General features: G+C 66.0%; 20 protein-coding genes. 16 read left to right on the top strand and 4 right to left on the bottom strand.

Features of this window, described 5'->3' with window-relative positions:
* Positions 1-19 precede the first annotated feature (19 nt).
* Together BSIN_RS09105 and BSIN_RS09100 are read left to right on the top strand one after the other, a co-directional pair.
* A complete protein-coding gene (locus BSIN_RS09105) occupies positions 20-4765 on the top strand; it encodes a DEAD/DEAH box helicase (protein ID WP_089340234.1) in 4746 nt (1581 codons plus the stop codon).
* 294 nt (positions 4766-5059) lie between these two features.
* Positions 5060-6355, top strand: a complete 1296-nt coding sequence (locus BSIN_RS09100) for an APC family permease (RefSeq protein ID WP_089340242.1) — start codon at positions 5060-5062, stop codon at positions 6353-6355.
* A 155-nt stretch (positions 6356-6510) separates the two neighbouring features.
* Here BSIN_RS09100 and BSIN_RS09095 read toward each other — a convergent pair whose 3' ends face one another.
* Entirely contained in the window at positions 6511-6945 is a 435-nt protein-coding gene (locus tag BSIN_RS09095; protein ID WP_089340233.1) for a YciI family protein, read from the bottom strand.
* A gap of 223 nt (positions 6946-7168) precedes the next feature.
* Here BSIN_RS09095 and BSIN_RS09090 point away from each other — a divergent pair, with 223 nt between their 5' ends.
* Entirely contained in the window at positions 7169-8287 is a 1119-nt protein-coding gene (locus BSIN_RS09090; protein ID WP_089340232.1) for a 3-deoxy-7-phosphoheptulonate synthase, read from the top strand.
* Positions 8288-8309: 22 nt separating this feature from the next.
* Here the strand turns inward: BSIN_RS09090 and pcaQ are convergent, their stop codons facing one another.
* The gene (gene pcaQ / locus BSIN_RS09085; RefSeq protein WP_089340231.1) at positions 8310-9305 is read right to left on the bottom strand and encodes a pca operon transcription factor PcaQ; all 996 of its coding nucleotides are present in this window, start codon (positions 9303-9305) and stop codon (positions 8310-8312) included.
* Positions 9306-9417: 112 nt separating this feature from the next.
* On the opposite strand from pcaQ, the gene pcaH reads away from it, so the two are divergent.
* The 8 genes from pcaH (at position 9418) to BSIN_RS09045 (ending at position 17678) form a co-directional block, all read left to right on the top strand.
* The gene (gene pcaH, locus BSIN_RS09080; protein WP_069235971.1) at positions 9418-10122 is read left to right on the top strand and encodes a protocatechuate 3,4-dioxygenase subunit beta; all 705 of its coding nucleotides are present in this window, start codon (positions 9418-9420) and stop codon (positions 10120-10122) included.
* Positions 10123-10124: 2 nt separating this feature from the next.
* Entirely contained in the window at positions 10125-10730 is a 606-nt protein-coding gene (gene pcaG, locus BSIN_RS09075; protein WP_089340230.1) for a protocatechuate 3,4-dioxygenase subunit alpha, read from the top strand.
* 425 nt (positions 10731-11155) lie between these two features.
* Positions 11156-11491: a hypothetical protein gene (locus tag BSIN_RS09070; protein WP_089340229.1), complete on the top strand. Its 336-nt coding sequence runs from the start codon at positions 11156-11158 to the stop codon at positions 11489-11491.
* Between the two features lie 633 nt (positions 11492-12124).
* Positions 12125-13222 carry a Rieske 2Fe-2S domain-containing protein gene (locus BSIN_RS09065; RefSeq protein WP_089340228.1) on the top strand — a complete coding sequence of 366 codons (1098 nt, stop codon included), beginning with the start codon at positions 12125-12127 and terminating at the stop codon, positions 13220-13222.
* 49 nt (positions 13223-13271) lie between these two features.
* Positions 13272-14057 carry an alpha/beta fold hydrolase gene (locus BSIN_RS09060; protein ID WP_089340227.1) on the top strand — a complete coding sequence of 262 codons (786 nt, stop codon included), beginning with the start codon at positions 13272-13274 and terminating at the stop codon, positions 14055-14057.
* Positions 14058-14506: 449 nt separating this feature from the next.
* On the top strand, positions 14507-14977 hold the full coding sequence (soxR, locus tag BSIN_RS09055) for a redox-sensitive transcriptional activator SoxR (protein ID WP_069235977.1): 471 nt from the start codon (positions 14507-14509) through the stop codon (positions 14975-14977).
* A gap of 198 nt (positions 14978-15175) precedes the next feature.
* Positions 15176-15817, top strand: a complete 642-nt coding sequence (locus BSIN_RS09050) for a VC0807 family protein (protein WP_059520288.1) — start codon at positions 15176-15178, stop codon at positions 15815-15817.
* Between the two features lie 484 nt (positions 15818-16301).
* Positions 16302-17678 carry an NYN domain-containing protein gene (locus BSIN_RS09045; RefSeq protein WP_173678652.1) on the top strand — a complete coding sequence of 459 codons (1377 nt, stop codon included), beginning with the start codon at positions 16302-16304 and terminating at the stop codon, positions 17676-17678.
* 131 nt (positions 17679-17809) lie between these two features.
* Here BSIN_RS09045 and BSIN_RS09040 read toward each other — a convergent pair whose 3' ends face one another.
* Positions 17810-19069 carry an MFS transporter gene (locus tag BSIN_RS09040; protein WP_173678651.1) on the bottom strand — a complete coding sequence of 420 codons (1260 nt, stop codon included), beginning with the start codon at positions 19067-19069 and terminating at the stop codon, positions 17810-17812.
* A gap of 202 nt (positions 19070-19271) precedes the next feature.
* On the opposite strand from BSIN_RS09040, the gene BSIN_RS09035 reads away from it, so the two are divergent.
* The 3 genes from BSIN_RS09035 to BSIN_RS09025 all read left to right on the top strand — a co-directional run bounded on the left by BSIN_RS09035 (position 19272) and on the right by BSIN_RS09025 (position 23258).
* The gene (locus BSIN_RS09035; RefSeq protein WP_059520285.1) at positions 19272-19994 is read left to right on the top strand and encodes a GntR family transcriptional regulator; all 723 of its coding nucleotides are present in this window, start codon (positions 19272-19274) and stop codon (positions 19992-19994) included.
* A 193-nt stretch (positions 19995-20187) separates the two neighbouring features.
* Positions 20188-21666 (top strand): metallophosphoesterase, encoded by a 1479-nt coding sequence (locus BSIN_RS09030; RefSeq protein WP_089340224.1) that lies wholly within the window; start codon positions 20188-20190, stop codon positions 21664-21666.
* Between the two features lie 62 nt (positions 21667-21728).
* The gene (locus BSIN_RS09025; RefSeq protein WP_256583707.1) at positions 21729-23258 is read left to right on the top strand and encodes a cytochrome-c peroxidase; all 1530 of its coding nucleotides are present in this window, start codon (positions 21729-21731) and stop codon (positions 23256-23258) included.
* Between the two features lie 57 nt (positions 23259-23315).
* On the opposite strand, the gene BSIN_RS09020 is transcribed toward BSIN_RS09025, so the two are convergent.
* Entirely contained in the window at positions 23316-23873 is a 558-nt protein-coding gene (locus BSIN_RS09020; RefSeq protein ID WP_089340223.1) for a GNAT family N-acetyltransferase, read from the bottom strand.
* A 482-nt stretch (positions 23874-24355) separates the two neighbouring features.
* On the opposite strand from BSIN_RS09020, the gene BSIN_RS09010 reads away from it, so the two are divergent.
* Together BSIN_RS09010 and BSIN_RS09005 are read left to right on the top strand one after the other, a co-directional pair.
* Positions 24356-25219, top strand: coding sequence for a class I SAM-dependent methyltransferase (locus BSIN_RS09010; RefSeq protein WP_089340221.1), 864 nt, complete (start codon positions 24356-24358; stop codon positions 25217-25219).
* A gap of 620 nt (positions 25220-25839) precedes the next feature.
* Positions 25840-26169, top strand: a complete 330-nt coding sequence (locus BSIN_RS09005; protein ID WP_059520338.1) for an H-NS histone family protein — start codon at positions 25840-25842, stop codon at positions 26167-26169.
* The last annotated feature ends 510 nt before the right edge of the window (positions 26170-26679 follow it).

Below are 26679 nucleotides of genomic sequence, written 5' to 3'. Positions count from 1 at the left end.
GATGCCTTGCCCCGCCACCATGGATCTCGCCCCCACCCGCTGCGCCACCGGCGCGCTCGACGCGTTTCACCCCGCCGTCGCCGCGTGGTTCGCCGGCACCTTCGCCACGCCGACCGACGCGCAAACGCTCGCGTGGCCGCATATCAAGGCGGGCCGATCGACGCTCGTTGCCGCGCCGACCGGCTCCGGCAAAACCCTCACCGCGTTTCTGAGCGCGCTCGACGATCTGGTGCGCGACGCGCTCGCGCACGGCGGCGCGCTGCCGGACGCGACGCTCGTGGTCTACGTATCGCCGCTCAAAGCGCTGTCGAACGATATCCGCGTGAATCTCGCCGCGCCGCTCGCCGGCATCGCCGCCGAGCTTGCGCGGCGCGGGCTGCCGGTGCCCGATATCCGCACCGCCGTGCGCACCGGCGACACGCCGTCGGCTGAGCGCGCCGCGCTGCGCAAGCGCGCGCCGCACATCGTCGTCACGACCCCGGAATCGCTGTATGTGCTGCTGTCGTCCGAATCGGGGCGGCGAATGCTCGAAAGCGCACGCACCGTGATCGTCGATGAAATCCACGCGCTCGCAAACAATAAGCGCGGCAGCCATCTCGCGCTGTCGCTCGAACGACTCGACGCGCTCGCCGGCCGGCGGCTGACGCGCATCGGGCTGTCGGCGACGCAGCGGCCGATCGACGCTGTCGCGCGCTTTTTGGTCGGCGCCCGCGCCGATACCGGCGACGCGCCGCCCGATTGCGCGATCGTCGACACGGGCCACGCGCGCGAGCGCGACCTCGCGCTGGAGCTGCCGCCGGTGCCGCTCGGGCCGGTGATGGCCACCGACGTCTGGGAGCGCGTCTACGACCGGATCGCCGAACTCGCGGCCGCGCACCGCACAACGCTCGTGTTCGTCAACACACGGCGGATGGCCGAGCGCGCCGCACGCCATCTCGCGCAGCGCGTCGGCGCCGACGCTATCGCCGCGCATCACGGCAGCCTCGCGAAGGAACATCGCGTCGACGCGGAACAGCGCTTGAAGAACGGCCGGCTGAAGCTGCTCGTCGCGACTGCGTCGCTCGAACTCGGCATCGACATCGGCGATGTCGACCTCGTCTGCCAGCTCGGCTCGCCACGCGCAATCGCACCGTTGCTGCAGCGCGTCGGCCGCTCGAGGCACCAGGTCGGCGGCGTGCCGAAGGGGCGGCTTTTTCCGCTGTCGCGCGACGAACTCGTCGAATGCGCCGCGCTACTCGATTGCGTGAGGCGCGGCGAACTGGATCTGCTGCGCATGCCGCGCGCGCCGCTCGACGTGCTCGCCCAGCAGATCGTCGCCGAAACCGCGTGCCGCGAATGGGACGAGGACGCGCTTTATCGCTGCGTGACGCAAGCCGCGCCTTATGCAGCGCTGACGCGCGAGTCGTTCGACGGCGTGCTGAAGATGCTGGCCGAAGGCTTCGTGGGCCGGCGTGGCCCGCGCGCTGCGTATCTGCATCGGGACGTGGTATCGCGCACGGTGCGAGCGCGGCGCGGCGCGCGGCTCGCGGCCGTCACCTCGGGCGGCACGATCCCCGACAACGCCGATTACACGGTGCTGCTCGAACCGCAAGGCATCAACATCGGCACGGTCAATGAGGATTTTGCGATCGAAAGCCTCGCGGGAGATGTATTCCAGCTCGGCAACCAGTCCTACCGGATCATTCGTGTCGAAACCGGGCGCGTGCGCGTGGAGGACGCGCACGGGCAGGCGCCGAACATTCCGTTCTGGTTAGGCGAGGCGCCCGCGCGCAGCGACGAGCTGTCCAGAGGCGTCGCGCGGCTGCGCGAGCGGATCGACGCGCTGCTCGCGCAAGCCGCCGCGCCTGCTCAACAGGCGCTCGCCGCACCGCGTCTGCCAGAGCCGGATCGGGCCGGCAATGCGGCCCGCGCGGCGGCAGCCGCTGCCCGCACGTCCGCTCGATCCGCCCGGACCAACACGTCGACGGTTCGGACTGCGACCAAGGCTGCCGGACCGGGCGCGCAACCCAACGGGCCCGGCGCGCCCGCCGGTGCGAACCCAACGCCCGCAACACCCGCGCTCCGGGCTGAGACCGCCGAAGCCGGCGCCCCGGCCGAGCCTGGCCGCCTCGCCCCCGTGCTGGCGTGGCTGACGAACGAGCTTGGTCTGGATGCCGAAGCCGCGCGGCAAATCGCCGACTATCTCGCACGCGCGCGCGCGGCGCTCGGCGCGCTGCCCACGCAGCATACGCTCGTGATGGAGCGCTTCTTCGACGAATCCGGCGGCATGCAACTCGTGATTCACGCGCCCTTCGGCAGCCGGATCAACCGCGCATGGGGGCTCGCGCTACGCAAGCGCTTCTGCCGCACGTTCAACTTCGAACTGCAGGCGGCGGCAACCGACGATACGCTGATCCTGTCGCTATCGCTCGCGCACAGTTTCCCGCTCGACGAAGTGTGGCGCTATCTGCGCTCGGCAAACGCCGAACACGTGCTGATCCAGGCGCTGCTCGACGCGCCTTTGTTCGGCGTGCGCTGGCGCTGGAACGCGACGACGTCGCTCGCGCTGCCGCGCTTCGCGGGCGGCCGCAAGGTCGCACCGCAATTGCAGCGCATGAAAAGCGACGATCTGCTCGCCGCCGTGTTCCCCGATCAGGCCGCGTGCGCGGAGAATCTGGTCGGCGAGCGCGACGTCCCGCGGCACCCGCTCGTCGATCAAACGCTCGATGATTGCCTGCACGACGCGATGGATACCGACGGCTGGCTCGCGCTGCTACGCCGGATCGAGGCGGGCGATGTCGCGCTCGTCGCGCGCGAGCTGCCCGCGCCGTCACCGCTCGCCGCCGAGATTTTGAACGCGAAGCCATACGCGTTTCTCGACGACGCGCCGCTCGAGGAACGCCGCACGCAGGCGGTGCTTGCGCGCCGCTGGAGCGACCCGGAATCGGCCGACGATCTCGGCGCGCTCGATGCCGGCGCGATCGACGCGGTGCGGGAACAAGCGTGGCCGCTCGTGCGCGACGACGACGAGATGCACGACGCGCTCATCGGCCTCGCATGCATCTCGGACGACGAAGCGCACGCGAACGACGGTTGGCTCGCTTGCCTCGAACGGCTCGCCGCCGGCGGCCGGGCCACACGGATCATGCTCACCGACAGCCCCGAACCGGCCGGCATCCCCGTCGACCCGCGCCACGCATCCGCCCGTCACCGCAGCCTATGGATTCCGGTCGAGCGCATCGCCTGCATGCGCGCGCTGTATGGCGACGCCCCCGCCGCGCCGCCGCTCAGCCCACCGCCCGGCTTCGACGCGCGATGGGAACCCGGCGCCGCGCTCGTCGACGTAATCCGCGCACGGCTCACCGGCTTTGGACCGCAGACGGTCCCGGCGATCGCCGCGCCGCTCGCGCTGCCGCATGCCGCGCTCACGCGCGCGCTCGCCGCGCTCGAGCGCGAGGGTTATGTGATGCGCGGGCGCTTCACGCCCGGCGCGCGCAACGACGAATGGTGCGAAAGGCATCTGCTCGCGCGCATCCACCGCTACACGGTCAAACGGCTGCGCCGCGAGATCGAGCCGGTCGAACTTGCCGACTTCATGCGCTTTCTGTGTCACTGGCAACGCGTCGCGCCCGAAACGCGCGGCATCGGCGTCGAAGCGCTCGCCTCGGTCGTCCACCTGCTAGAAGGGTTCGAAGCGGCAGCAAGCGCATGGGAGGAGGAATTGCTGCCCGCGCGGCTCGCCGATTACGTGACGGGCGGCCTCGACGAACCATGCCGCGCGGGCAAGCTCACATGGACGCGGCTCGGCGCGCCCGCGAAAGCGGCCAGCGCGCCCGTCAGGACAACGCCGATCGTGCTGCTGCCGCGCCGCGAACTGGCATGCTGGCAAGCGCTGCGCAACCCGGCCGCGCAGCCTGCGCTGTCCGCGCGCGCCGAACGCGTGCGCGCGACACTCGCCACATACGGCGCGATGTTCTTCGACGAGCTGGCCGCGCACGCCCGGCTGCTGCCCGTCGAACTCGAGCGCGCGCTCGGCGAACTGGTCGCGGCGGGACTCGTCAATGCGGACAGCTTCGCGGGCCTGCGCGCGCTGCTCAAACCGTCGGTCAAACGCCATGCGCATGCGTTCTACGTGCCGCGCACGCGGCGTGGCGGCGCGCTGATCGGCGGCATGGACGATGCAGGACGCTGGGCGCTGGTACGGCGGCTGCCGCTTGCGGCGGTCGAATCCGGCGACGATCACTGCCGTCGCGACGACGATGGGCGCGCCGATGTAGAAGCTCACGGCAATGCCGCGCCGCCGCCGATGTCTGCCGGCCGCACGGCGATCGAGCCGGCCGCGCTCGAGCATGTCGCCCGAACGCTGCTGCGCCGCTACGGCGTCGTGTTCTGGCGCATCCTCGCGCGCGAAGCCGAATGGATGCCGAGCTGGCGCGAACTGCTGCCCGTCTACCGGCGGCTCGAGGCGCGCGGCGAGATTCGCGGCGGACGTTTCGTCGCCGGCTTGGCGGGCGAACAATTCGCGCTGCCCGATGCGATTCCGATTCTGCGCGAGATCCGCCGCCGGCCGGCTGAGGGACTGATGCTGTGCGTCAGCGGCGCCGACCCGCTCAATCTGACCGGCACGCTGCTGCCGGGCGAGCGCGTGCCTGCGCTCGCCGGCAACCGCATCCTGTTCCGCGACGGCGTGCCGGTCGCGTCGCTCGTCGGCGGCCAGTTCGTCTATGCGCCCGATCTCGACGCCTCGGAGCGAGAGGCTGCGCGAACGAAGCTCGCGCGCCGTTGAGACCGTGCGACCGTTGACGGCCCCCATCGCACACAATATTGCTCACACGAATAATCATGACACTGCCGCCAGCAGACACCGCCGCTGCCTGTCACGGTGCATACGGCTGCTTTGCCGCTCATCGCCGCCGTGCGGCCCGCACCGTCCCGCCGAAAAATTAAACGCGGCCATCCCCAAAAAAAGACGCGATCCACTATCATCGCCGCAGCCGCGAGCGTCGCGAACCGCGTGTGCCGCATGCATGCGCCGACCGACGCAGGCCCGATATACGAATACGACAACGGAGACACCCGGATGAACGTCACTGCCGAACACGGCGCGCCCGCCGCCGCCCAATCTCACCACGCCGGTTCGCTGACGATCGTCCAAGGCACGGCGCTCTATGTGGGCGCCGTGCTCGGTACCGGCGTGATCGCACTGCCCGCGCTCGCCGCCGAAATCGCCGGCCCCGCGTCGCTCGTCGCGTGGGCCGCGCTCGTGCTGCTGTCGGTCCCGCTCGCCGCGACCTTCGCCGCGCTCGGCGCGCGCTATCCGGATGCCGGTGGAGTGTCGACTTACGTGCGCAACGCATTCGGCCCGCGTGCGGCAGCCGTCGTCGGCTGGTGTTTCTACTTCGCCGTGCCCGCCGGCGCGCCCGCCGCCGCGATGTTCGGCGGCGCATACGTCGCCTCCGTCACGGGCGGCGGCCACACGACGGTCGTCGTCGCGGCGGCCGTGCTGATCGCGATCGTCGCGGCGGCCAATGCATTCGGCGTCACCGTGTCAGGGCGCATGCAGCTCGTGCTGTCCGCGCTGCTCGTCGCGCTGCTGCTCGCGGCCGTGCTGGCGTCCGCGCCGCATGCGCGCACCGCCAATTTGCATCCGTTCGCGCCGCACGGCTGGCTCGCCGTGGGACAAGCCGCCGCGCTGCTCGTCTGGAGCTTCGCCGGCTGGGAAGCGATCACGCATCTGGCCGCCGAATTCCGCCACCCCGCGCGCGATCTGCCGCGCTCGACCGGCATTGCCGTCGCGGTGGTCGGATTGCTGTATCTGTCGGTCGCGGCGGCCAGCGTGCTCGTGCTCGGCCCGACAGCGGGCGCGTCGGGCGCGCCGCTTGCCGAGCTGATCGCGCGCGGCATCGGCGCCCGCGCGCAATGGCTCGCCACCGCCGCTGCGCTGCTGCTGACACTCGGCACGATGAACGCCTACTTTGCCGGCGCGGCGAAGCTGGGCGCGGCGCTCGGACGCGACGGCGCACTGCCGGCATGGCTCGCACACGGCAGCCAGACCGGCGGCGTGCCGCGACGCAGCCTCGCGTTGATCGCCGTGCTCGCGGGCTGCGCGCTCGGCGCCACGGTTGCGACCGGCATGGGGCCGAAGCCGCTCGTGCTCGCGACCTCCGGGAATTTCGTGATGGTTTATCTGCTCGGCGCGGCCGCCGCGGCAAAGTTGCTGCCGCGCGGCGCGTTCGCGCATCGATGCTCGCTCGTCGCGTTCGTAACGGCAGCCATGCTGTTCGCAACGAGCGGGTGGTATTTGCTCTGGCCGCTGCTGGTGACGGCGGCGGCGCTGGCTTATACGCGAATCAGCCGGCCCGCGCAAAGCCAGTGACGCGGCGCGGTACGCCGCGTGCGGCGCCCGGCCGCGCAGCCGCCCCGCCATGCGCGCAACCACCGGCAAACCGGCGTACCGGCACCCCGCCCGAGCCGCGGGAAAACGCGGGCGCGCGAATGCGCCGCCCGCAGCGCGCATCGGCGCGCCTCACCTCAACCGCGCGATTGCCCGCCGCTGATTTGCGCGCGCAGACGCTCCTCCTGGCCGCGCAATTCCGGCGTCAACTCCGGGCCGAAATCCTGCGCCTCGAACAGCGGCCGGATCTCGATCTCGGATTCACTTTCCATCGGATTCGGGCACCGCTTGACCCATTCGACGGCTTCTTCCATCGACTCGACCTGCCACAGCCAGAACCCGGCAACGAGTTCGCCGGTTGGCGCGAACGGCCCATCGATCACGCTGCGCCCGCTGCCGGAAAAACGCACCCGCTTGCCCTTCGAGCTTGGATGCAAGCCTTCGCCCGCCAGCATCACGCCTGCGTTGACGAGTTCCTCATTGAATTTGCCCATGGCGTCGAGCAGCGCGGTGCTCGGCATCTTGCCGGCCTCGGATTCGCTGGTCGCCTTGACGATCACCATCACACGCATTTCGTCTCTCCTTGACTTGAACAGAATCGGCCCAACGGGCCACATGTCCGCCGCCGACCCGGCATCCGGCGGCTCCGATACCACGACGCGCCAACCTAGCCGAAATCGACAACGCCGGCCATCGCCATTCGATCAATCCCGCATACGCCGCCGTCACGCCTATGCCGCCGTGCAACCAATGCGATAATTTCCGCTTTGCCGGCCTCGCCGCCAGGACAACGACATGACCCACATCGACGATCCCCGCCACGACCACGAAGCCGGCACCGCCGACGCCACCCAGGACACCACCCGCATCGACGACGTGCGCATCAGCGCGGTGCGGCCGCTGATTTCGCCCGCACTGCTGCAGGACGAGATGCCGGTGCCGCCCGGCGCCCAGGCGCTCGTCGAGCGCACCCGCGCCGAGATCGGCGACATTCTGCACGGCCGTGGCGACCGGCTCGTGACCGTGGTCGGCCCGTGCTCGATCCACGACCACGATCAGGCGCTCGCCTACGCGCAGCGGCTGAAGGCCGCCGCCGACGCGTTGCGGGACGATCTGCTGATCGTCATGCGCGTGTATTTCGAAAAACCGCGAACGACAATCGGCTGGAAAGGCTACATCAACGATCCGCGGCTCGACGGCAGCTTCCGCATCAACGAAGGGCTGCGCGCCGCCCGGCAATTGCTGCTCGACATCAACGCGCTCGGCCTGCCCGCGGCAACCGAATTTCTCGACCTGCTGAGTCCGCAATACATCGCGGACCTGATCGCGTGGGGCGCGATCGGCGCGCGCACGACCGAGAGCCAAAGCCACCGCCAGCTCGCATCGGGGCTGTCGTGCCCGATCGGCTTCAAGAACGGCACCGACGGAGGCGTGCAGATCGCCGCCGATGCGATTATCGCCGCGCGCTCGAACCATGCGTTCATGGGCATGACGAAAATGGGCCAGGCCGCGATCTTCGAGACGCGCGGCAACGACGACACGCACGTGATCCTGCGCGGCGGCAAGCAAGGCCCGAACTACGAGCGCGCCAGCATCGAAGCAAGCTGCGCGGCGTTGCGCGCGGCCGGTCTGCGCGAGCAGGTGATGGTCGATTGCTCGCACGCGAATTCGAACAAATCGCATCGGCGGCAAATCGACGTCGCCGGCGATCTCGCGCAACAGATCTCGGACGGCGAACGGCGCATCGTCGGCGTGATGATCGAGAGTCATCTGGAGGCCGGCCGCCAGGATCTGAAGCCGGGCGTCCCGCTCCAATACGGCGTGTCGATCACCGACGCGTGCCTGAGCTGGGCGCAGACCGAGCCGGTGCTCGATACGCTCGCGCACGCAGTGCGCCGCCGCCGCGCGCTTTGACGGGCTTGGCCGCCCACGCCCGTCACGGCGCCCGGCGCCCCGAGGCCAAGCGAGCACGCGCGAGCGCGCGCACCGCATCGATCAGCGTATACGCGACGGGCGACGGCTGCGCGTCGGTGCGCAGGATCAAACCGACCGGCTCGTCGGCGCCTTCGACCGGCAATGCCAGCCGCACGAGCGTGCCGGCCGCGAGGTCATATTCGGCCGCATAGCGCGGCACGAACCAGATCGCATCGTTCTCGAGCGCGAGCGCGCGCGCCACCGATACCGACAGCACCTCGACGAACGATTCGAGCAAAGGCGCGCCGCACGCGCTCAACAACTGCTCGGCGGACTGGCGGATCAGCGTGCCGTAAGGCGGCAATACGACCGGATACTGCGCGAGCCGCTCGGCGGGCGCGGCGCTCGCCGCGAGCGGGTGCCCCGCACGAACGACCGCGATGAGCGGCTCGTTGTACAAATGCTCGAACGACAGCCCGACCATCCGCTCGGGCTCCGACAGCCGCCCGATCGCACATTCGAGCGCCCCGGACTTCAAGTGCTCGAGCAGCTCGGCATTCGCGGCGGTCGTGATCCGCACCACGGCGCGCGGCCATGCATCGGCCAGCGCCTTCAGCACGGCAGGCGCAAGCGATGCCGCAACGCTCGGCAGCATGCCGAGCGCGAGCGTCGCCGCCGCGCCGCCGCTGTCGCGCGCCAGCAACCCGACGCCCTGCCTCAGCGCAAGCACGCACGCGTTCGCGTGCGGCAGGAAGCGCTGCCCGTCGCGCGTCGGCGTCGCGCCGTGCCGCCCCCTTTCGAACAGCGGCACGCCGAGAATCGACTCGAGTTCGGCGATCGTCTTCGATACCGCCGGCTGCGTGATCGACAAGCTCTGCGCCGCCTTCTGCACACTGCCGAACTGCGCGATGGCGAGAAAGCACTGCAAATGCCGGAATTTGACCCAGCCGTCGGCGAGCCGGTCCCCGCTTGGGCTTCGGCCGACGGCGCGGCGGCCGCCGCGATCACGATTTTGCATAACGTCTAGTTATACGAATGGCGATAAAACATCATTTTGCATAACTTTTCTGATTAGCTAAAGTCCTGAAAACCCGCTTTGTCATCCACAAAATCATCAGGAGACACCCGCGATGGACTCCCCTCACCTGACCCCGCGCGACTGGCCGTCGCATCCCGCCTACGTGCACCCGCCGTACCGCTCGTCGGTGAAACGCGGGCCGACGCAACCGCTGATTCCGCTGCAAGAGAAGCTGCGCAACCAGCATGTGCCCGTCTACGGCGCAGACGATCTTGGCCCGCTCGATCACGATCTGACGAAGAACGCCGTGAAAAACGGCGAGCCGCTCGGCGAGCGGATCATCGTAACCGGCCGCGTACTCGACGAGTCCGGCAGGCCGCTCGCCAACACGCTCGTCGAGATCTGGCAGGCGAACGCAGCGGGCCGCTATGTGCACAAAGCCGATCAGCACGACGCGCCGCTCGATCCGAATTTTCTCGGCGCGGGCCGCTGCCTGACCGACGCGCAAGGCCGCTACCGGTTCCTCACAATCAAGCCGGGCGCGTATCCGTGGGGCAACCATCCGAATGCATGGCGGCCTAATCACATCCACTTCTCGCTGTTCGGCGAATATTTCGGCTCGCGCCTGGTCACGCAAATGTATTTCCCTGGCGATCCGCTGCTCGCGCTCGATCCGATTTTCCAGGGCACGCCCGAAAGCGCGCGCGAGCGGCTGATCTCGCGCTTCTCGATCGACACGACCCAGGAAGGTTTCGCGCTCGGCTACGAATTCGACATCGTGCTGCGCGGCCGCGACGCCACCCCGATGGAGCGCTGAACATGACGACCCTCAAGCTGAAACAAACCCCTTCGCAAACCGTCGGCCCGTATTTCGCATACGGTCTCTGCCCTCGGCAATATGGCTACGACCTGGAGAGCCTGTTCGAGCCGGCGCTGGCCACGCCCGATGCGGCGGGCGAGCACATCGTCGTCATCGGCCAGGTGCTCGACGGCGACGGCAAGCCGGTCAACGATGCACTGCTCGAATTCACGCAGGCCGACGGCGACGGCCACTATCCGACGTCGCGCGACGACGTCCGGCAAAGCGGCTTTCGGGGTTTCGCGCGAATCGGCACAGGCACCGATCCGCACCATCGCTTCGTCGTCCATACCGTCAAACCGGGGCGGACATCGGAGACGGACGCGCCGCACATCGACGTGACGGTGATGATGCGCGGTGTACTCACACACGCATTCACGCGGATCTACTTCGACGATGAAGCGGCCGCCAACGCAGCCGACGCGACCCTCGCGCGCGTGCCCGCCGACCGGCGCGCGACGCTGATCGCCCGGCGCGATCCGGACACGGCGGCTCGCCGCGCCGTGGTGTACCGCTTCGACGTGCGGATGCAGGGCGAGTTGGAGACGGTGTTTTTCGATATCTGATATCTGAGGCGAGCGGCGCCGTACCAGCCCACCCGTCGGGCTCACGGACCACGTTGCGCGCACGGGCCGGGCCGGATCGGTCATCTCGCGTGACATAAACCGCGTCTCTCATGACAGCCGGCAACGCCCCGTCCACTGCGGCGTCAGCGTTATAGGCCAGCCGCAACACGGTCACGCCGCGCGCGGCATCGAGGCCGTCGCATACCCGCGCGTGCGGCTCCATATGAATCGCTTCTTGCCCACGCAGCGCGTCGGTCGCGCCTGCGGACATACTCGCGCCGCCGGATACAAATGCGGCGCGATCGACCGATCGAACAACACGCACGACGGCGCGCGACGCGCCTGCCATGCGCGGCCGGGCCACGCGGCGTCATTCGCTAAGATATCCGGTTATCGAGTCGAGAAATGTCGAAAAGGAACCGTTGATGAATTCCCCCGTCACGCTCGCGTCCGCCGGCGCGATGCCAGCCGCCGAATGGATCGGATTAGGCGCGCTCGCGTTGTTGTATCTGTTCGGCATCGGTTGGGCGTCGTACTGCGCGATCACACGTGCCCGCGGACGCGGTTACTGGCTCGCGTGCATCGCGTTGATCGCCGCCGGCAGCGCAATCGCATACTTTGCGACATCGTCGCCGGCCGGCTCGGACGAAATGCCGGCAGGCTTCGGGTTCGGCGTGGACGTCGCGCTGCTTGGCATCGCCGGCGTGAGCGCGGGCTGCGCGTGGCAAACAATCGCACGATTGCGGCACAAATTCCATTAAGCCGTGTCTTTTCTGGCAGGCGGCGGCGCACACCGGCCCGCGCCAGTCACCATGCGAAGCCGAACCCGTGCAAGGGCACTCGGCCCGGCAAACGGCGATGTGCAGTCATTCGCCGCCGCCATCGCTCGCGGCGAGCAGAAAAATCTCGCACCGGGCCGGCAGATCGGCAGTCGATCTATCGTTGCATCGCCGAGCGCGGCGCCCAGCGGGCCGAGTCTTCACGCACCGCACGCGAATAACCGGATTCACCGGCCATTTCGAATCGGCGCGATCGATCGAGCAACAGTCGAAAATTATTTTTCATACCAAGCCTGCCGTTCTCACCCAATCCTTATTCTTATTTAATGCGACAAAAAAACATTCAACACTTTCGCTTCGAATCATGAAAATAACCCGACCAGTGCAATATTCGCCGCCGCCCACCTATCTGGGATGACAGTTTCGTTCTGTCAACCGGTCAAAAATTTACCTCCGGCGTATTGTTCATTCCATTGCATTGGCATGCTCAAAGTATGAAGCGGTATGCGCCGTCGCCGCTTCGCGCGCATGATATATACCTGTGCCCTGGCATCTGGAGTCAACGTTCTAACCAATATATGCATACGCAACTAATATAAAGAATATGATTGTGACATGCGCCGTGCTATTCCATTCAACCACGAGGGGGTCCAAGTGTTTGTTCGAAATCAGTGGTATGTCGCCGGTTTGTCGAGCGAAATCGGCGCGACGCCGTTTCCAAGAACCATCGCCAATGAAAAGATCGTTTTTTATCGCACGGCCAATGGCGATTTGATTGCACTGCCAAATCGTTGTCCGCATCGTCAAGTGCCGCTCTCGGAAGGCTGCGTCGTCGATGATCATATCCAATGCGGTTATCACGGCATGAAATTCTCGTCGGCCGGGCGGTGCGTAAGCATTCCCAGCCAGTCGATCGTGCCCGAGCGCGCACATCTGAAGCCGTATCGCGTCGCTGATGCGCACGGCTTCGCATGGATCTGGATCGGCGACAGCGAACCCGCATCGTTCAGCGCGCCCGACGAATTCTCCGTGTGCTCGTCCGAGCAGTACGCGGGCGAAATGCTCTATGCGCACGCCAAAACGGACTACCGGCTCGGCATCGACAATTTTCTCGATGCCTCGCACGTTCTCTTCGTGCACCCATGGACCGTCGCGTCGGCAGCCGTCACCGCCGCGCAGACCGAACTGTTCGTCACCGACGACGAGGTGCGCGTTCGCCGCACGATGCCCAACGAAGCCTGCTCACCGATGTTCAAGAGCATGCTGAAAGTCGATTTCATCGATCGCATCCAGGACGCCGTCTTTCGCCCGATCAGCCATACGTGGATCGATACGACGATCACGCTTTGCGGCGTCGAGAACAGTCCCATGATGAAAACGCGCACCTTCGGCCTGTTCACGCCCGAGACGGAATCGACATGCCATTTGTTCGCCGGACTGTACCGCAACTTCGAGATCGGTAATCGGCAGCTGAGCGAACTCACGGCACAGCAAATCAAGAAAACGATCGACGAAGATATTTATATTTGCGAGCAGGTACAATCGAATTGGGACGACGACTATCCGATCGTTCATTTCGGCGTCGATCAAGCTTGCCTCGCTGCGCGTCGGATGATCAAAAACCGAGCGCAACCGGCCGATATCCAGCAGGCCGCCAGGCAAGCCACGTCGACGTTCTCGCAAATCGAAAGCGCGGTGGCTCAGATTCGATAGCCCGTAGCGGGCGACGTGCCACGGGCGCCCTTCTGTCGAGAAATCAGCGATGACTCCTGAACAAGCCGCCATTCTTTTTCTCACGCCGAGGCGCGAGGCCGTCACCGACAACCATCCGCCTTTCGACGGCGCATCCGGCGACACCACCGACTTCGAAGGCGCCGCGCTCGTGTCATGGCAGGCGGGTGCGGGGCCGACCGTGCTGCTGGTTCACGGTTGGGAGGCGAGCGCCGGCGCATTCAAGCGCTTCGTGCCACCGCTCGTCGCGGCGGGCTACCGGGTCGTGGCGATCGATCTGCCCGCGCACGGCCGCTCCGCCGGCTCGCGCACGTCGATCGTCGATGGCGCGAGGGCCGTGCGCCAGCTGATCGAGCATCTCGGCCCCGTTCATGGGCTCGTCGCGCACTCGATCGGCTGCGCGATCGCCGTCGAGGCGATGAAGGCCGGCGCATCGGCGAATGCGGCCGTGCTGATCGCTCCACCGGCCCGATACCGCGATTACGCCAGCGCCTTTGCAATGCAAGCGGGGCTGTCGACCGACGATGCAAAGCAAATGGTCGCCCATCTTCTCGCGCTTGGCGTCGACGTCGCTTCTGTCGATACCCCCCGCGCCGTGCAAGCGTTCGGCACGCGTGCGTTGATCGTTCATTCGGAGGACGATCGCGTGGTGCCGGTTTCGCAAGGCCGCGAAATCGCCGCGGCTTGGCCGGGCGCGCGTTTTGTCGCGGTCAACGGCCTCGGCCACCGCCGGATTCTGGACGCCGACGAAGTAATCGATGCGGCCGTGACGTTCATTCAAGTGCCCCGCAACGAGCCGCGCGGACTAGAATCGTAAGCCGATCGCCGCCCGAACCGGGTATCGCACGATTTACGCGGTGACAAAGGGCATCCGCGCCGTGAGCGGTGCCCTTTGTCATGGTTCGCCGATAACCCGATTCGCTTTCCATTCCTTCTGGTCATCACAACCGCAGGCCCGAGCGCGCGCGGCGCACAATGCTCGGCCCGGTCGCGTCGATTCGACCGCATGTGTTTGCTTCGCCGCTTCCCAGCAGCCACCGCGTCAATAGTCGACGCCACAATACCCCCGCTCGCCATCCGGCACAGATGCCGAAGATCGCTGATTGACTCACTGACTGAACACAGGCACGCCGCACGCATCGCGCGCGGCAACGATTCGGCGTCAGCCGCGCATCACGCCGCCGATGTGCGTTAGACTAGCCGCCCGTCGCCAGCCGTTTAAATTAAAGTTAACATGAAGTTGAAACAGAATCAGAGAGGCGAGCCATGACTCCATCCCGTCCCGTCAACGATCCGCTGTTGCCGATCAGCGAGGTCGTCGCGCGCAGCGGCGTGGCAGCGTCCGCGCTGCGTTTCTATGAATCGCGCGGCCTGCTCGTGTCGACACGGCACGGACGCAGCCACCGCTTTTATCCGCGCTCGAGCCTGCGCCGGATCGCATTCATCGTATTCGCGCAGCGCATCGGTTACTCGCTCGACGAAATCGCCGAACAGCTCGCGACGCTGCCGATCGATACACTGCCGACCAACAAGGACTGGCTGCGCTTATCGCGGCAATGGAAGCAGCGCGTAGCGAAAAAGATCGACGAATTGCAGCGCCTGAATATCGACCTCGATCACTGCATCGGTTGCGGCTGCCTGTCCTTGCGCCGCTGCAAGCTGACGAATCCCGATGACCGCGCGGGGCGCGCCGGGCCGGGCGCTCGGCGCTGGCTCGGCGATCCGCCGCCGGTTTGACGCGCGCAGGCATGCCTGCCATCGATGTGCCGGGTTGCAATCGGCAACGGTGCATCGCGCGCTGCGCCAGCGGCCGGCCGCCATGTTTAAGCCTCTTCAAAATCGGCCAGAATCGGGCATGATGCGATAGGCGCGCCGCGATATGGCACTCCCGCTGCCGCGACCGCCTTCTTGCCCACCGCCAACGATTTCATCGACATGAAAATACGTCCCGGCCTGCTCGTCGAACTGACAGTCAATCTGCTGCTTCCCTGGGCCGCCTACCGCGCGGCGGCGCCTCACTGGGGGGAAACAGGCGGCCTGATCGCGTCGGCCGTGCCGCCGATCGTCTGGAGTGTGCTCGAACTCGTTCGCTTTCGCCGGATTGACGCGCTCTCCGCGCTCGTGCTGTTCGGCATCGTGCTATCGATCGCCGCCGCGCTCGCAGGCGGCAGCCCGCGAATGCTGCTGATGCGCGAATCGCTCGCGTCCGGTGCGATCGGCGTCACGTTCCTGTTGTCGCTCGCACGGCGCAAGCCGCTCGTGTTCTATCTTGCGCGCGCAACCGTCGCACGTGAGCAGAGCGACGGCGCCGCCCGGCTCGACCGCCTCTGGAACGAGCAGCCGGCGTTCGTCTTCGCGATGCGGCTCATCACGCTTGTCTGGGGTTGCGGCCTCGTCGCGGAAAACCTGTTGCGCGCTTGGATGGTCTGGCATTGGCCAGTCGAACGCGTGCTGGTAGTCACGCCGATTGTCGGTTACGGCGTCTATGGCGCACTGATGCTCTGGACGTTCTGGTATCGGAAGGTGATGCGCAGCCGCGCGCTCGCCGGTATGCCGCCGGGCGGCGCGCTCGGATGAACGGCGAGCCGCAACCGGTATCATGTGCGCCGAATCCGGTAGCGTGATCGGCTGGCTACCCGGGCCGGGACGGCAGCACGGCTGCAAACGCGGCTCCGGCAGGCCGCCCGGATAGACGCCGGCGTCGAAATGCCGGTTCCGGCCGGCAGCATCAGGGATTGAAGTGGACGTTGCAGCGCCGCAACCAGCCGGCCGCCACCGGGGATGGAGCGGGTACTGAGCGCCCCCTTGTGCCAAACACGGCGTGGGACCGGAGCGAGCGCGAAAGCGCTGACTCCGGTCGGGCGCCATAAGGCATGGGACCGGAGTCAGCGCTAAAGCGCCAACTCCGGTCGACCGCCACAGGGCATGGGACCGGAGTAAGCGCTAAAGCGCCAACTCCGGTCGACCGCCACAGGGCATGGGACCGGAGTAAGCGCTAAAGCGCCAACTCCGGTCGACAAACACTGGAGATTTCATGGCCTTACCTCAAGACAGCGTCAACATGGCGCTCTTTTGCGACTTCGAAAACATCGCGCTCGGCGTGCGAGACACGAAGTTCGAAAAATTCGACATCAAGCCCGTCCTCGAAAAACTGCTGCTGAAAGGCAGCATCGTCGTCAAAAAGGCGTATTGCGATTGGGAACGCTACAAGACGTTCAAAGCGGCGATGCATGAAGCAAGCTTCGAATTGATCGAAATCCCGCACGTGCGCCAATCCGGCAAGAATTCGGCCGATATCCGCCTGGTCGTCGATGCGCTCGATCTCTGCTATACGAAAGCGCACGTCGATACCTTCGTCATCATCAGCGGCGATTCGGACTTCTCGCCACTCGTGTCGAAACTGCGCGAAAACGCGAAACGCGTGATCGGCGTCGGCGTGAAGAACTCGACGTCCGATCTGCTCGTCGCGAACTGCGACGAATTCATCTTTTATGATGATCTCGCTCGCGAACAGCAGCGCGCGCTCGCCAAACGCGACGCGCGCACGGCAAGCCCGAACGCCAAGCGTCCGGCCGACGACGACAAGCACCGCAAGCACGACGGCGACGCGCGCAAGTCGGAGGCGATCTCGCTCGCAGTCGAGACGTTCGACGCACTCGCGTCCGAGCGCGGCGAGAGCGGCAAAATCTGGGCGTCGGTGCTGAAAAGCGCGATCAAGCGCCGCAAACCCGATTTCAACGAGTCATATTATGGATTCCGCGCGTTTGGCAATCTGCTCGACGAAGCGCAGGCGCGCGGCCTGCTCGGGATCGGCCGCGACGACAAATCCGGCACGTTCGTATTCCGGCCGCTTCAGATTTCGCCACGCGCCGCCGCGCTCGAAACGCCCGGCTTGTCAATCGTGCCGGCCGAACCGGCTGCCGTAACCAACGTAGCCGGTACGCCCGATACGAAGCCATCCGGCAAGAAAGGGCACGGCAAGGCACGCGGCGCGAAAAAGCGGCTGCCTGAGCAAATGCCGCTGATCGTCGAGGCGACAGCGAGCATCGGCGACGAAATCGACTTCGCTGTCGAAACCGACGCCGAAACCGTCGCGCATCACACCGCGCATAGTGCGCGCATGGCGCAAGAGGCACGCGCATCGCGCGCCGCCCACGAATCAGCAAACACGGACGAAGCCGCAGACCTCGGCGCGGCCGATACGCCGAAGCCCGCCCGTTCGCGTGCGCGCAAAACCACGCCGAAAAAAACCCAGGGCCGCGCGAACCACGCAGCCGAACCTCAAGCGGCGACCGACGACGTCATACCTGACGAAGGAATCCCGGCCCGGGCCCGTGCAGGGGCCGAGCTCGCGCAGACGACGGTGAAAAAACCGGCGCGTCAATCGGTGGCGCGCCCGCGGCGGCCGCGCAAGAGCGCATCGGCAGACGAAGCCTAAACACGGCGCGATACGGAGGCGTGCGCCGCCGGCGCAGTCCTGCGTTACCGGCGTCGGGGCTGCTGAACCCGGCTGCGGCGAAGCATCCTCGCAGGCGGAGCGATCCGCCAGCCCGCACGCGGCCGCCCCCATCACGCCGCCACCCCAGCCGCCGGCCTGCGCCCGGACATCGACGCCACCAGCATGCCGATGCCAAGTGCCGCAAGACAAACGACGGGCACGAGCATCGGCGCGCCCGCATTGCCCGCGACCTTGCCGACATACGGCATCAGGTTTTGCGCGAAAAAGCCGCCGAGGTTGCCGATCGAATTGATCGCGGCAATGCTCGCGGCGGCGCGCGCGCCGGAGAAGAAACGCGGCGGCAGCGACCAGAAGCACGGGTAAAGCAGCGGGATGCATGCGCCGCCGAGCACGAGCGCCGCAAAGCGCAGCGGCAGGCCCGGCAGCGCGAGGCTGAGCGCGAAGCCGACAACACCGATGCCCGCCACGGCCGCCATCGCCTTCAACACGATACGCTCGCGCTTGAGCCGCGCGGGCAGCCACAGCAGCAGCAGCGCGGCAATCGCCCACGGGATCATGTTTAGCATCCCGTTCGCCGATGCCGCCACGCCGCTGCTCTTGAGCAGCGTCGGCAGCCAATATGTCACGCCGTACAGCGATGTCGACATCAGCATGTACGCGAGCGCGAACATCAGCACGCGCGGATCGACGAGCGCGCGCCACGGCGATTCGGATACCGCCTCGGGCGACGCCTCCCGTTCGAGCGCGGCGCGCACGCGCCGCTTCTCGTCGTCGGACAGGAACGTCGCGCGCTCGACCGATTCCGGCAACCAGCGCAGCGCGACGAGCGCAACGGCGACGGCGGGCGCACCCGTCGCAACGAACACCCATTGCCAGCCGGCAAGCCCAAACCATCCGTCGAGCGACAGCAGCAACCCGCCGGCGAGCGAGCCCAGCATGTTCGCAAGCGCGCTGCCAAGCGTGAAAAAACCAAGCACGCGAGTACGCTGGCTTTGCGGGAACCACAGCGTCAGGTAATAGATAACGCCTGGGTAAAACCCCGCTTCCGCGACGCCAAGCGCGAAACGCAACACGTAAAAAAGCCCGGTCGAATGCGTAAAGCCGAGCAGCATCGTAACCACGCCCCACGTCATCATGATCCGTGCGAGCCAAAGCCTTGCGCCAAACCGATGCAACGCAAGCGTGCTCGGCACTTCGAACAGCAGATAGCCGATGAAGAACAGCGACGCGCCAAGCCCGTAAGACGACTCGCTCATCCCGAGCGCATGCACCATCTGCAGTTTCGCGAAGCCGACGTTCTGCCGATCGATGAATGCGATCAGAAACATGATGACGAGCAGCGGCATCAGCCGCCGCGCGATTTTTGTCATCAATGCCTGCTCGCTGACTGCGGGCTCGTCCATCGGCCGTCTCCTTGCCGTCAAATTCATATAGATGATTGATTGACCCACCTGCTTCGACAATGCGTGGTAACCCGTGCAGAAGATGAAATATCCGGCTGTCTAAACGGGTTTTTCCCGATTCCGGCCCGATCCAGTCATGCAAACATACAGATGAATACAGCGACCTCCCATGATTGCCGACGACCGCCTGCCCCGTTACCAACGCCTGCACGACGAACTGGCCTCGTTGATCGCGGCTCGCCATTGGCAGCCGGGCGAAGCGATTCCGACCGAACAAGCGCTCGCGAAACGTTATGACCTAGCGATCGGCACGGTACGCAAGGCGGTCGAACTGCTCGTCAGCGAAGGAATGCTCGAACGCTTTCAGGGGCGCGGCACGTTCGTCAGGCGCGCGAGCTTCGACAGTTCGCTGTTCCGATTCTTCCGCTTCCAGAGCAAGGACGGCGAGCGGCGGATACCGCAGAGCCGGATCCTACGCCGCGAAATCGTCGAAGCGACGTCGGCCGTCGCCGCCGCGCTGCAACTGCCGAACCGCGCGCAGGTCATCGAAATGACGCGGCTGCGCGTGATCGACGCCATACCGATGCTCGCCGAAGAAATCTGGCTGCCATACGAGCCGTTCGCCGCGTTCGCGCGGCTGGAACTCGACGCGATCGGCGATCTGCTCTATCCGGCCTACGAATCGCATTGCGGCCAAATCGTCGCGTCCGCAACCGAAACGCTGACGGTGGAGGCGATCGGCCCCGTGCATGCGCGGCTGCTGCGGATCGAACCGGGCACGCCCGCCGTCGTGATCGAGCGGCTCGCATATGGCTACGATCGCCGGCCGCTCGAATGGCGACGCTCGCGTGGCCCGGCGCGCGAATTCGTCTATCAGGCCGAAATCCGCTGACGCACGAACGTACGTGCAGCGATCGCTCCTTCGCCATCGCGGCCGGCAACGCACGGCGGCTTTGCCGTTCGCGCCGCCGTGCACGCCGCCCCGGCGCCTGCGTAGGCATGCCGCTCGCCGCAACCAAGCTAACGGCTTTCACATATATTGCATATAGCATGCTTACCATTACGGCTCCCAAACGAGGACGACCATGCGACGACCGCTCCTTCGCCATACCGCCGCGTTCCTGCTGACGCTTGCGAGCGCCACTTTTTTTCTCCACGCCTGCAAGAGCGATATCGACGCGCAGCAGGACCCGGCCAGCGCCGCCGCAAACATCCAGGCCGCTTGGGTAGAGATCGGCGACGCGAATCAGGCGATCGCTCGGGTCATCACCAGCTACGCACTGCCTGCCGCCGCGAGCGATCCGGCAAGCCCGGTCTGTCCGCAATTGAATGCCGACGGCAAGATCGCGCGAATGACGCTGCGCGTCGCCGCGGGCACTGTCGCGCAACGCCCGACCGCAAGCGATCCGGCAGATTCGAAGCCGTCGAGCTTTCCGGTATCGGTGTGCGAAACGACGCTACCCACCGGCACCAAGGACGTAACGGTCGCCGGGCGCGCGTTGCCGCTGCCGAAAGCCGAGCCGCAGCGTGTGGCGATCATCGCCGACACCGGCTGCCGGATGAAGAAGGCGGATAACGCATTCCAGGCATGCAGCGACGCGGCCGCGTGGCCGTTCGCGACGATCGCGGCAAGCGTCGCGCGGTTGAACCCGGATCTCGTGCTGCATGTAGGCGACTATCACTACCGCGAAAACGCCTGCCCGCCGGACATCGCCGGCTGCAGAAACAGCCCGTGGGGCTACGGCTGGGACACCTGGCGCGCGGATCTGTTCGAGCCCGCCGCGCCGCTGTTCGCGAAGGCGCCATGGGTAGTCGTGCGCGGCAATCATGAAGAATGCGCGCGCGGCGGCCAGGGCTGGTTCCGCTTCCTCGATCCGCGGCCATACACTGCGGCGCGCTCGTGTGACGATCCGGCCAACGACGGCAACGCAAACTATTCGGAGCCCTATGCAGTGCCGCTCGGCACCGGCTCGCAGGTGATCGTGTTCGATACCGCGAAGGTCGGCCGCAACCCGCTGAAAACGACGGACGTGCAGTTCCAGATCTATCAGAAGCAGTTCCAGACGGTTGCTGCGCTCGCGAACAAGGCAGGCATGACGACGACGATCTTCACGAACCATCATCCGATCCTCGCGTTCGCACCGATCCCTGGCAACTCGCCCGCGCCGGGCAATCTCGCACTGCAATCGGTGATGTCGAGCCTTTATGCGCAGGCGTACTATCCGCCCGGCGTGCAGGTCGCGCTGCACGGGCACGTGCACGACTTCCAGGCGATCAATTTCGCATCCGGCCATCCGGCGACGATCGTGTCGGGCAACGGCGGCGATAACCTCGATGTCGCGCTGCCCGATCCGTTCCCGGCGAATTTGACGCCCGCACCCGGCGTCGTGATCGACAAGCTGTCGCACAACAACAGCTTCGGTTTCCTGATCATGGAGCGCCGCGCGGCGCCGGCGCGCGGTTGGACGTTCAATGCCTACACGGCGGCGGGCAAGCTGCTGGCAACCTGCAACCAGTCCGGCACGACGCTTACGTGCGACAAGACCGGTTTCATCGCGCCATGACGTCGTGCAGGCATCGCGAGCGGCCAATCAACGAATCGCAGACGCACATCGGATCGCGACATATGCATGACAATGCCCTGCATCGATCCGATCCGGCCAACGCGAATGCTCCCGCTCGGTATCGGGTGCCGCGCACCGGCGCGTTTGCAGCGGCCCCGGCTGCACCCCATTCCCCGCCTCGCACATTACAGCGTCGTGCCAGCGCGGGATGGGCGCGCGCGGCGCTCGTCGTCGCGATGCTCGCGGCCGCGGCCGCGACGACGGCAACGACCGTAGCCGCCACGGCCGCCGACCTGTCCCGCCCCGTTGCGGTGTCGGCGCAATCCGAGCCTCAGCCGTCCACACAGCTGCTACCCGGCGCGCCGGCATCGCGCATCGTCGCCATGATCGGCCGCGGCACACCGCAAGTCGCGGCAAAAATCGATCCGGCAGCCGCGGTATTCCGCCCCGACCCGGCGCTTGCCGCGCTCGGGCGGCGCATCTTTTTCGACCCGCGCCTGTCCGAGCCGCGCGGCACGTCCTGCGCGAGTTGCCACGACCCCGGCCGCGCGTTCGCACCGACGCTGTCGCCCGCGTCACTCGCCGGCCCACGCGTGCCGCAGGGCAGCCGCCCCACGCACTTCAGCCGCCGCAACGCGCCGTCGCTACTGTACGTGCGCTACATACCACGCCGCTACTTCTATCAGGACGACGACGCCCTCGCACCCGCACCGTTCGGCGGCCTCTTCTCCGATGGCCGCGCCGACACGCTCGCCGAGCAGCTACGCGGCCCGCTGTTCGATCCGAACGAGATGAACAATGCATCACCCGCCGCACTGTTGCGCAAGATCGAAAGCACGGAGCTCGGCCAGGCGCTTGTCGAACGCTTCGGCCCGGACGTCCACCGGGATGCCGCACGCATGACGCGCGCGCTCGGCGACGCGATGCAGGCGTATCTGCAAAGCGACGAAATGGCACCCTTCACGTCGCGCTTCGATCGATACGTGACGAAGCATGTGCCGCTCACGCCGCAGGAACAGCACGGACTGGCGCTCTTCAAGAATCCCGACAAGGGCAACTGCATGAGCTGCCACGCGCTGTCGGATACGGCCAGCCGCCCCGAACGCTCGCTGTTCACCGATTTCGGTTACGACGCGATCGCCGTGCCGCGCAATTACGCGCTGCCCGCCAACCGCGACCCGCGCCATTTCGACAATGGCCTGTGCGAGACGGCCAAGCAACTGCGCTGGCCCGATCCCACGCAATGGTGCGGCTATCTGCGCACCCCTGGGTTGCGCAACGTAGCGATCAAGGAGACGTTCATGCATAACGGCGTGTTCGACACGCTGCGAGACGCAGTCGCGTTCTATAACACGCGGTCGACCGATCCCAAACACTGGTACCACGGCCGGGACACGTTCGATGACGTGCCCACCGCGTATCGCGGCAACATCAACGTGAATTCGACACCGATGAACCGCCGCCCCGGCATGCCGCCCGCAATGACAGAAGCCGATATCGACGATCTCGTCGCGTTCCTGCGAACGCTGACCGACGAGCGCTATGCCGGCCTGATGCCCGCGACTCTCGGCGGCAAGGCCGCACGGCCTTGACCTTGCGGCAAACCATGCACGATACCGTCCGCCGCGCGCAGGCGCGATGCATGGCATTCACGGCGCGGCGGCAGCACCGCGTTCGTCCGCCAAGCGCGCATAGCTATCGAAATCCCTCGGCCGTCCGCGCACGATCCGATACGATCGCAGCACACCTTCATGGCAAAAGCCGCATTTGCGCAGCACGCGCGCTGAGTTCGGGTGAGTCGTCAACACCGTGCCCTGCACGCGCACCCAGCCGTATTCGGCAAACGCCCACTCGGTCACGGCGTTGCAAACAGCCGTCGCGATACCTTTTCCCCAGTATTCGGGCGCGACATCGTAAGCGATTTCCGCCGATTGGTTGCGCAAGGAAATCGTATGGAATCCTATCGTGCCGGCAAGCTTTCCCGACCGCGCGTCGACGATCGCCAGGCGCCGAACCGACTGCGGATCGGTGGATTCGATCGCATCGAATATCGGCGTGAGATCTTGCGCGGATCGCAAATCCCAACTCGTATGCCGCGTGACAGCCGGAACCCGCAAGTATGCATACCAGTCATGCAGATCGACGCGTTCCAGTTGCCGCAACGAGATGCCCGGATAGCCCGGCTCAGGCGCGGAGTCGATCCTCATCGTTCGTCTCCCTCGGAAGGAAGCCAAAGTTTACTGCGTCGACGCCGCGCGCACACCTAGATGGAGACGTTGAGCGAACCTCGCCGCACACGCCAGCCGCAAACCGCCGCCGCGATGGAAACCCGTGCGCAGCGCGCGCCCACCTGCCGCCACGGCGGTGGCGCTGCTCCACATGTGTTTGCCGAATCGCTGGAATCGCAACTGGATTCGCGGATCAGCGAGGAGACGGACATCAAGCGAGCCAGCCCGCCGGTTTTTCACGAGCCGGACCATCGCCGGAAGCGAACCGCATGCACACCGGCATCCGCAGCCGTCTATCAATCCGCATCCGCTCGACAACAAGCCGAACGCACCCGCTGCGGCAAGCGGCGCGACGCCCGATCGATACTGGAAATATGGCACGGGCAGGATGAGATGCGGCTCGTTACCCGCTACACTTGCGCTCATCGGCAAACGGCGCTCGGCCGTGAACGGAGAACCGCATGCAAGACGAGCAAACTGCGATACCTGACAGCACAGCGGTGCGCGTCGCGCTGTGGCGTGCGCTGCACGTGCAGATCGATCCGCCGCCGCATGTGCTCGAAGACGAGATCGGCCTGCGGCTCGCCGCGCCGCCCGAAGGCTGGCGCGAGCGCCCCGACATGCACCCGCAAGGCACGGCCGGCTATCGCGCGGCGATCGTCGCACGCGCCCGCTTCGTCGAGGATCTAGTCGCCGAACGGGCGGACCAGGGTGTCGATCAGTATGTGATACTCGGCGCGGGTCTCGATACTTTCGCCCAGCGCAGGCCGGAAATCGCCTCCCGTCTGCGCGTATTCGAAGTGGACCGACCCGGCACGCAAGCATGGAAACAGCAACGCCTGACGGAACTCGGCTTCGGCGCGCCTGCCTGGCTGACGTTCGTGCCTGTCGATTTCGAGGCAGGCGAACTTTGGCGCGATCAACTGAGCGCCGCCGGCTTCGATGTCACCCGGCCAGCGATCGTCGCATCGACAGGCGTATCGATGTATTTGACCCGCGACGCAATCGCGGCGACGCTACGCCAGATCGCAGCGTTCGGACCGGGCACGACACTTGCGATGACGTTCCTGCTGCCGCTGGATCTAATCGATCCGGCCGAGCGGGCACAGCATCAGGCCGTGTATGAACGGGCGCGCGCCGCCGGAACGCCCTTCGTCAGTTTCTTCAGCCCGGCCGAGATCGTCGCGCTCGCCGAGCAAGCCGGCTTCGACGACGTTCGGCATGTCAGCGGACGCGATCTCGTCGAACGCTATTTCTCGAAGCGGACCGACGGCCTTCGGCCGGCAAGCGGTGAGGAATTCGTCGTGGCGTCGGTTCGGGCCTGATGCCGGCTTTCGGCGCCGCTACGATTTCATCCTATCGAAGGCCGGATCAGGACCGGCGCGCCCGGCCACTTCGATCCCTGCGTCATCGTCCATGCCAGCCCAAAGCGTCCGTGAAGAGCTGTGATTGCCCCCAGGCGCCGCATGGCGCCTCGGAGCACCTTCGAAATATGTGAGATGCATCGCAACAATTCATCGCCTCGACAAGCTCGCACAGCGGCTGCGCCGCCGCCACGCGCACGCTGAGCGGTGCGCCTTCGTCCCGCATGAGATCGGCGTATTGCTCCCAGTCGCGTTCGAATGATGCCCCGCCCTCCCGCGACCGCTTCTCCAACAGGAATGCAAGTTGGATGCGCGAGAAACAGCCGAACAGCGCCCAGGCCCGCGCGGCTCGGGCCGGCACTTATCAGCAGAGGCTGTACGAACGAGTTCATATAACTCACAATTACCGCCATTCGCTACCGTCTCCTCGAAGCGGTAAGCGAGTGAATCTTCACGGCAGTAATCCCAATGCAAGCATTAAAATCCGTCCGAAAACCGCTAGCCCGGTACTTCGGATTTCCCCACTCCGCAAGTGTCTTGTATCATTGCGGCTCAGTACCGTATTCAACTTCGATTTGATCGTGAACCCAACCCTCCAGGAACTCCAAGCGCAGTTGCGCGACACCAATATCCGTCTGGCAGAAGCCAAGAATGATGAAAAACGCGCAGCGCTCGCGGCATTCAAGGAACAAGTCGAGCTGTACAATATTACGCAGGACGAAGTAATGCGCGCACTCGGTTACTTGAAACCGGAGCGCAAACGTCGTGCCGAAGCCAAGTATTACGACCCATCGTCGGGACGCTCATGGTCCGGTCGCGGCCCGCGGCCAAAGTGGCTCGAGGGCAAGGATCTGGACGACTATCTGATCGACCGCGCCCCCAAGCCTTGGTGGCCGGGCGAAGATAATTGAGCGGCAATAGTCTGCTGCCATGCATCCCGCACGGATCGGGTAGTATATGTAGTATGCTCGCCTATATCTGATGGGCGGGCGGGTTCGGCCTTATTTATCATACAGCCGTCACGGGACACTCCGGTCGTTCGTCGTCCGAAACTCCCTGCCTGCGGGCATCGTCGAATAAGCGCGCTCCGATAAATCGTTTCAAATATCGTGTCCAATTCATCGAGCGTTCACCCCCGCCTATCCGCCGTGGCGTCTTTTCCGACGAGCCCGATGCAAGTGAAAGCACCTCGCGCTGGATGCACTGCCCGCTGACGGCAAAAACCCCGCTCGCCGGTCCCATACGCCATTGCCGCCGAAAAGTTGCATTTCGAACGAACGCATCCAACGGGTGGCCAAGCCGCGTTCATCAGTTGTCCGGACTCCTCAGCGCCTCGTCCGAGCCTCGCTCGAAGCCTCCCCGCAGCGTTCCTCGAGCATGGACGACGGCGATAACCAAATTACCGTCAAGAATCGGCCAAC

The sequence above is a fragment of the Burkholderia singularis genome, from assembly GCF_900176645.1.
Lineage (GTDB): Bacteria > Pseudomonadota > Gammaproteobacteria > Burkholderiales > Burkholderiaceae > Burkholderia > Burkholderia singularis.
This window is presented reverse-complemented; position numbering and strand designations above follow the sequence as displayed.

Coding starts and splice junctions, on each gene's coding strand:
- BSIN_RS09105 (WP_089340234.1), top strand. CDS start 20: ATGGATCTCGCCCCCACCCGCTGCGCCACCGGCGCGCTCGACGCGTTT.
- BSIN_RS09020 (WP_089340223.1), bottom strand. CDS start 23,873: ATGAGGATCGACTCCGCGCCTGAGCCGGGCTATCCGGGCATCTCGTTG.
- BSIN_RS09050 (WP_059520288.1), top strand. CDS start 15,176: ATGAAAATACGTCCCGGCCTGCTCGTCGAACTGACAGTCAATCTGCTG.
- BSIN_RS09070 (WP_089340229.1), top strand. CDS start 11,156: ATGAATTCCCCCGTCACGCTCGCGTCCGCCGGCGCGATGCCAGCCGCC.
- BSIN_RS09040 (WP_173678651.1), bottom strand. CDS start 19,069: ATGACAAAAATCGCGCGGCGGCTGATGCCGCTGCTCGTCATCATGTTT.
- BSIN_RS09010 (WP_089340221.1), top strand. CDS start 24,356: ATGCAAGACGAGCAAACTGCGATACCTGACAGCACAGCGGTGCGCGTC.
- BSIN_RS09090 (WP_089340232.1), top strand. CDS start 7,169: ATGACCCACATCGACGATCCCCGCCACGACCACGAAGCCGGCACCGCC.
- BSIN_RS09025 (WP_256583707.1), top strand. CDS start 21,729: ATGCATGACAATGCCCTGCATCGATCCGATCCGGCCAACGCGAATGCT.
- soxR (WP_069235977.1), top strand. CDS start 14,507: ATGACTCCATCCCGTCCCGTCAACGATCCGCTGTTGCCGATCAGCGAG.
- BSIN_RS09065 (WP_089340228.1), top strand. CDS start 12,125: ATGCGCCGTGCTATTCCATTCAACCACGAGGGGGTCCAAGTGTTTGTT.
- BSIN_RS09035 (WP_059520285.1), top strand. CDS start 19,272: ATGATTGCCGACGACCGCCTGCCCCGTTACCAACGCCTGCACGACGAA.
- BSIN_RS09045 (WP_173678652.1), top strand. CDS start 16,302: ATGGCGCTCTTTTGCGACTTCGAAAACATCGCGCTCGGCGTGCGAGAC.
- pcaG (WP_089340230.1), top strand. CDS start 10,125: ATGACGACCCTCAAGCTGAAACAAACCCCTTCGCAAACCGTCGGCCCG.
- BSIN_RS09030 (WP_089340224.1), top strand. CDS start 20,188: ATGCGACGACCGCTCCTTCGCCATACCGCCGCGTTCCTGCTGACGCTT.
- BSIN_RS09060 (WP_089340227.1), top strand. CDS start 13,272: ATGACTCCTGAACAAGCCGCCATTCTTTTTCTCACGCCGAGGCGCGAG.
- pcaH (WP_069235971.1), top strand. CDS start 9,418: ATGGACTCCCCTCACCTGACCCCGCGCGACTGGCCGTCGCATCCCGCC.
- pcaQ (WP_089340231.1), bottom strand. CDS start 9,305: ATGCAAAATCGTGATCGCGGCGGCCGCCGCGCCGTCGGCCGAAGCCCA.
- BSIN_RS09100 (WP_089340242.1), top strand. CDS start 5,060: ATGAACGTCACTGCCGAACACGGCGCGCCCGCCGCCGCCCAATCTCAC.
- BSIN_RS09095 (WP_089340233.1), bottom strand. CDS start 6,945: ATGCGTGTGATGGTGATCGTCAAGGCGACCAGCGAATCCGAGGCCGGC.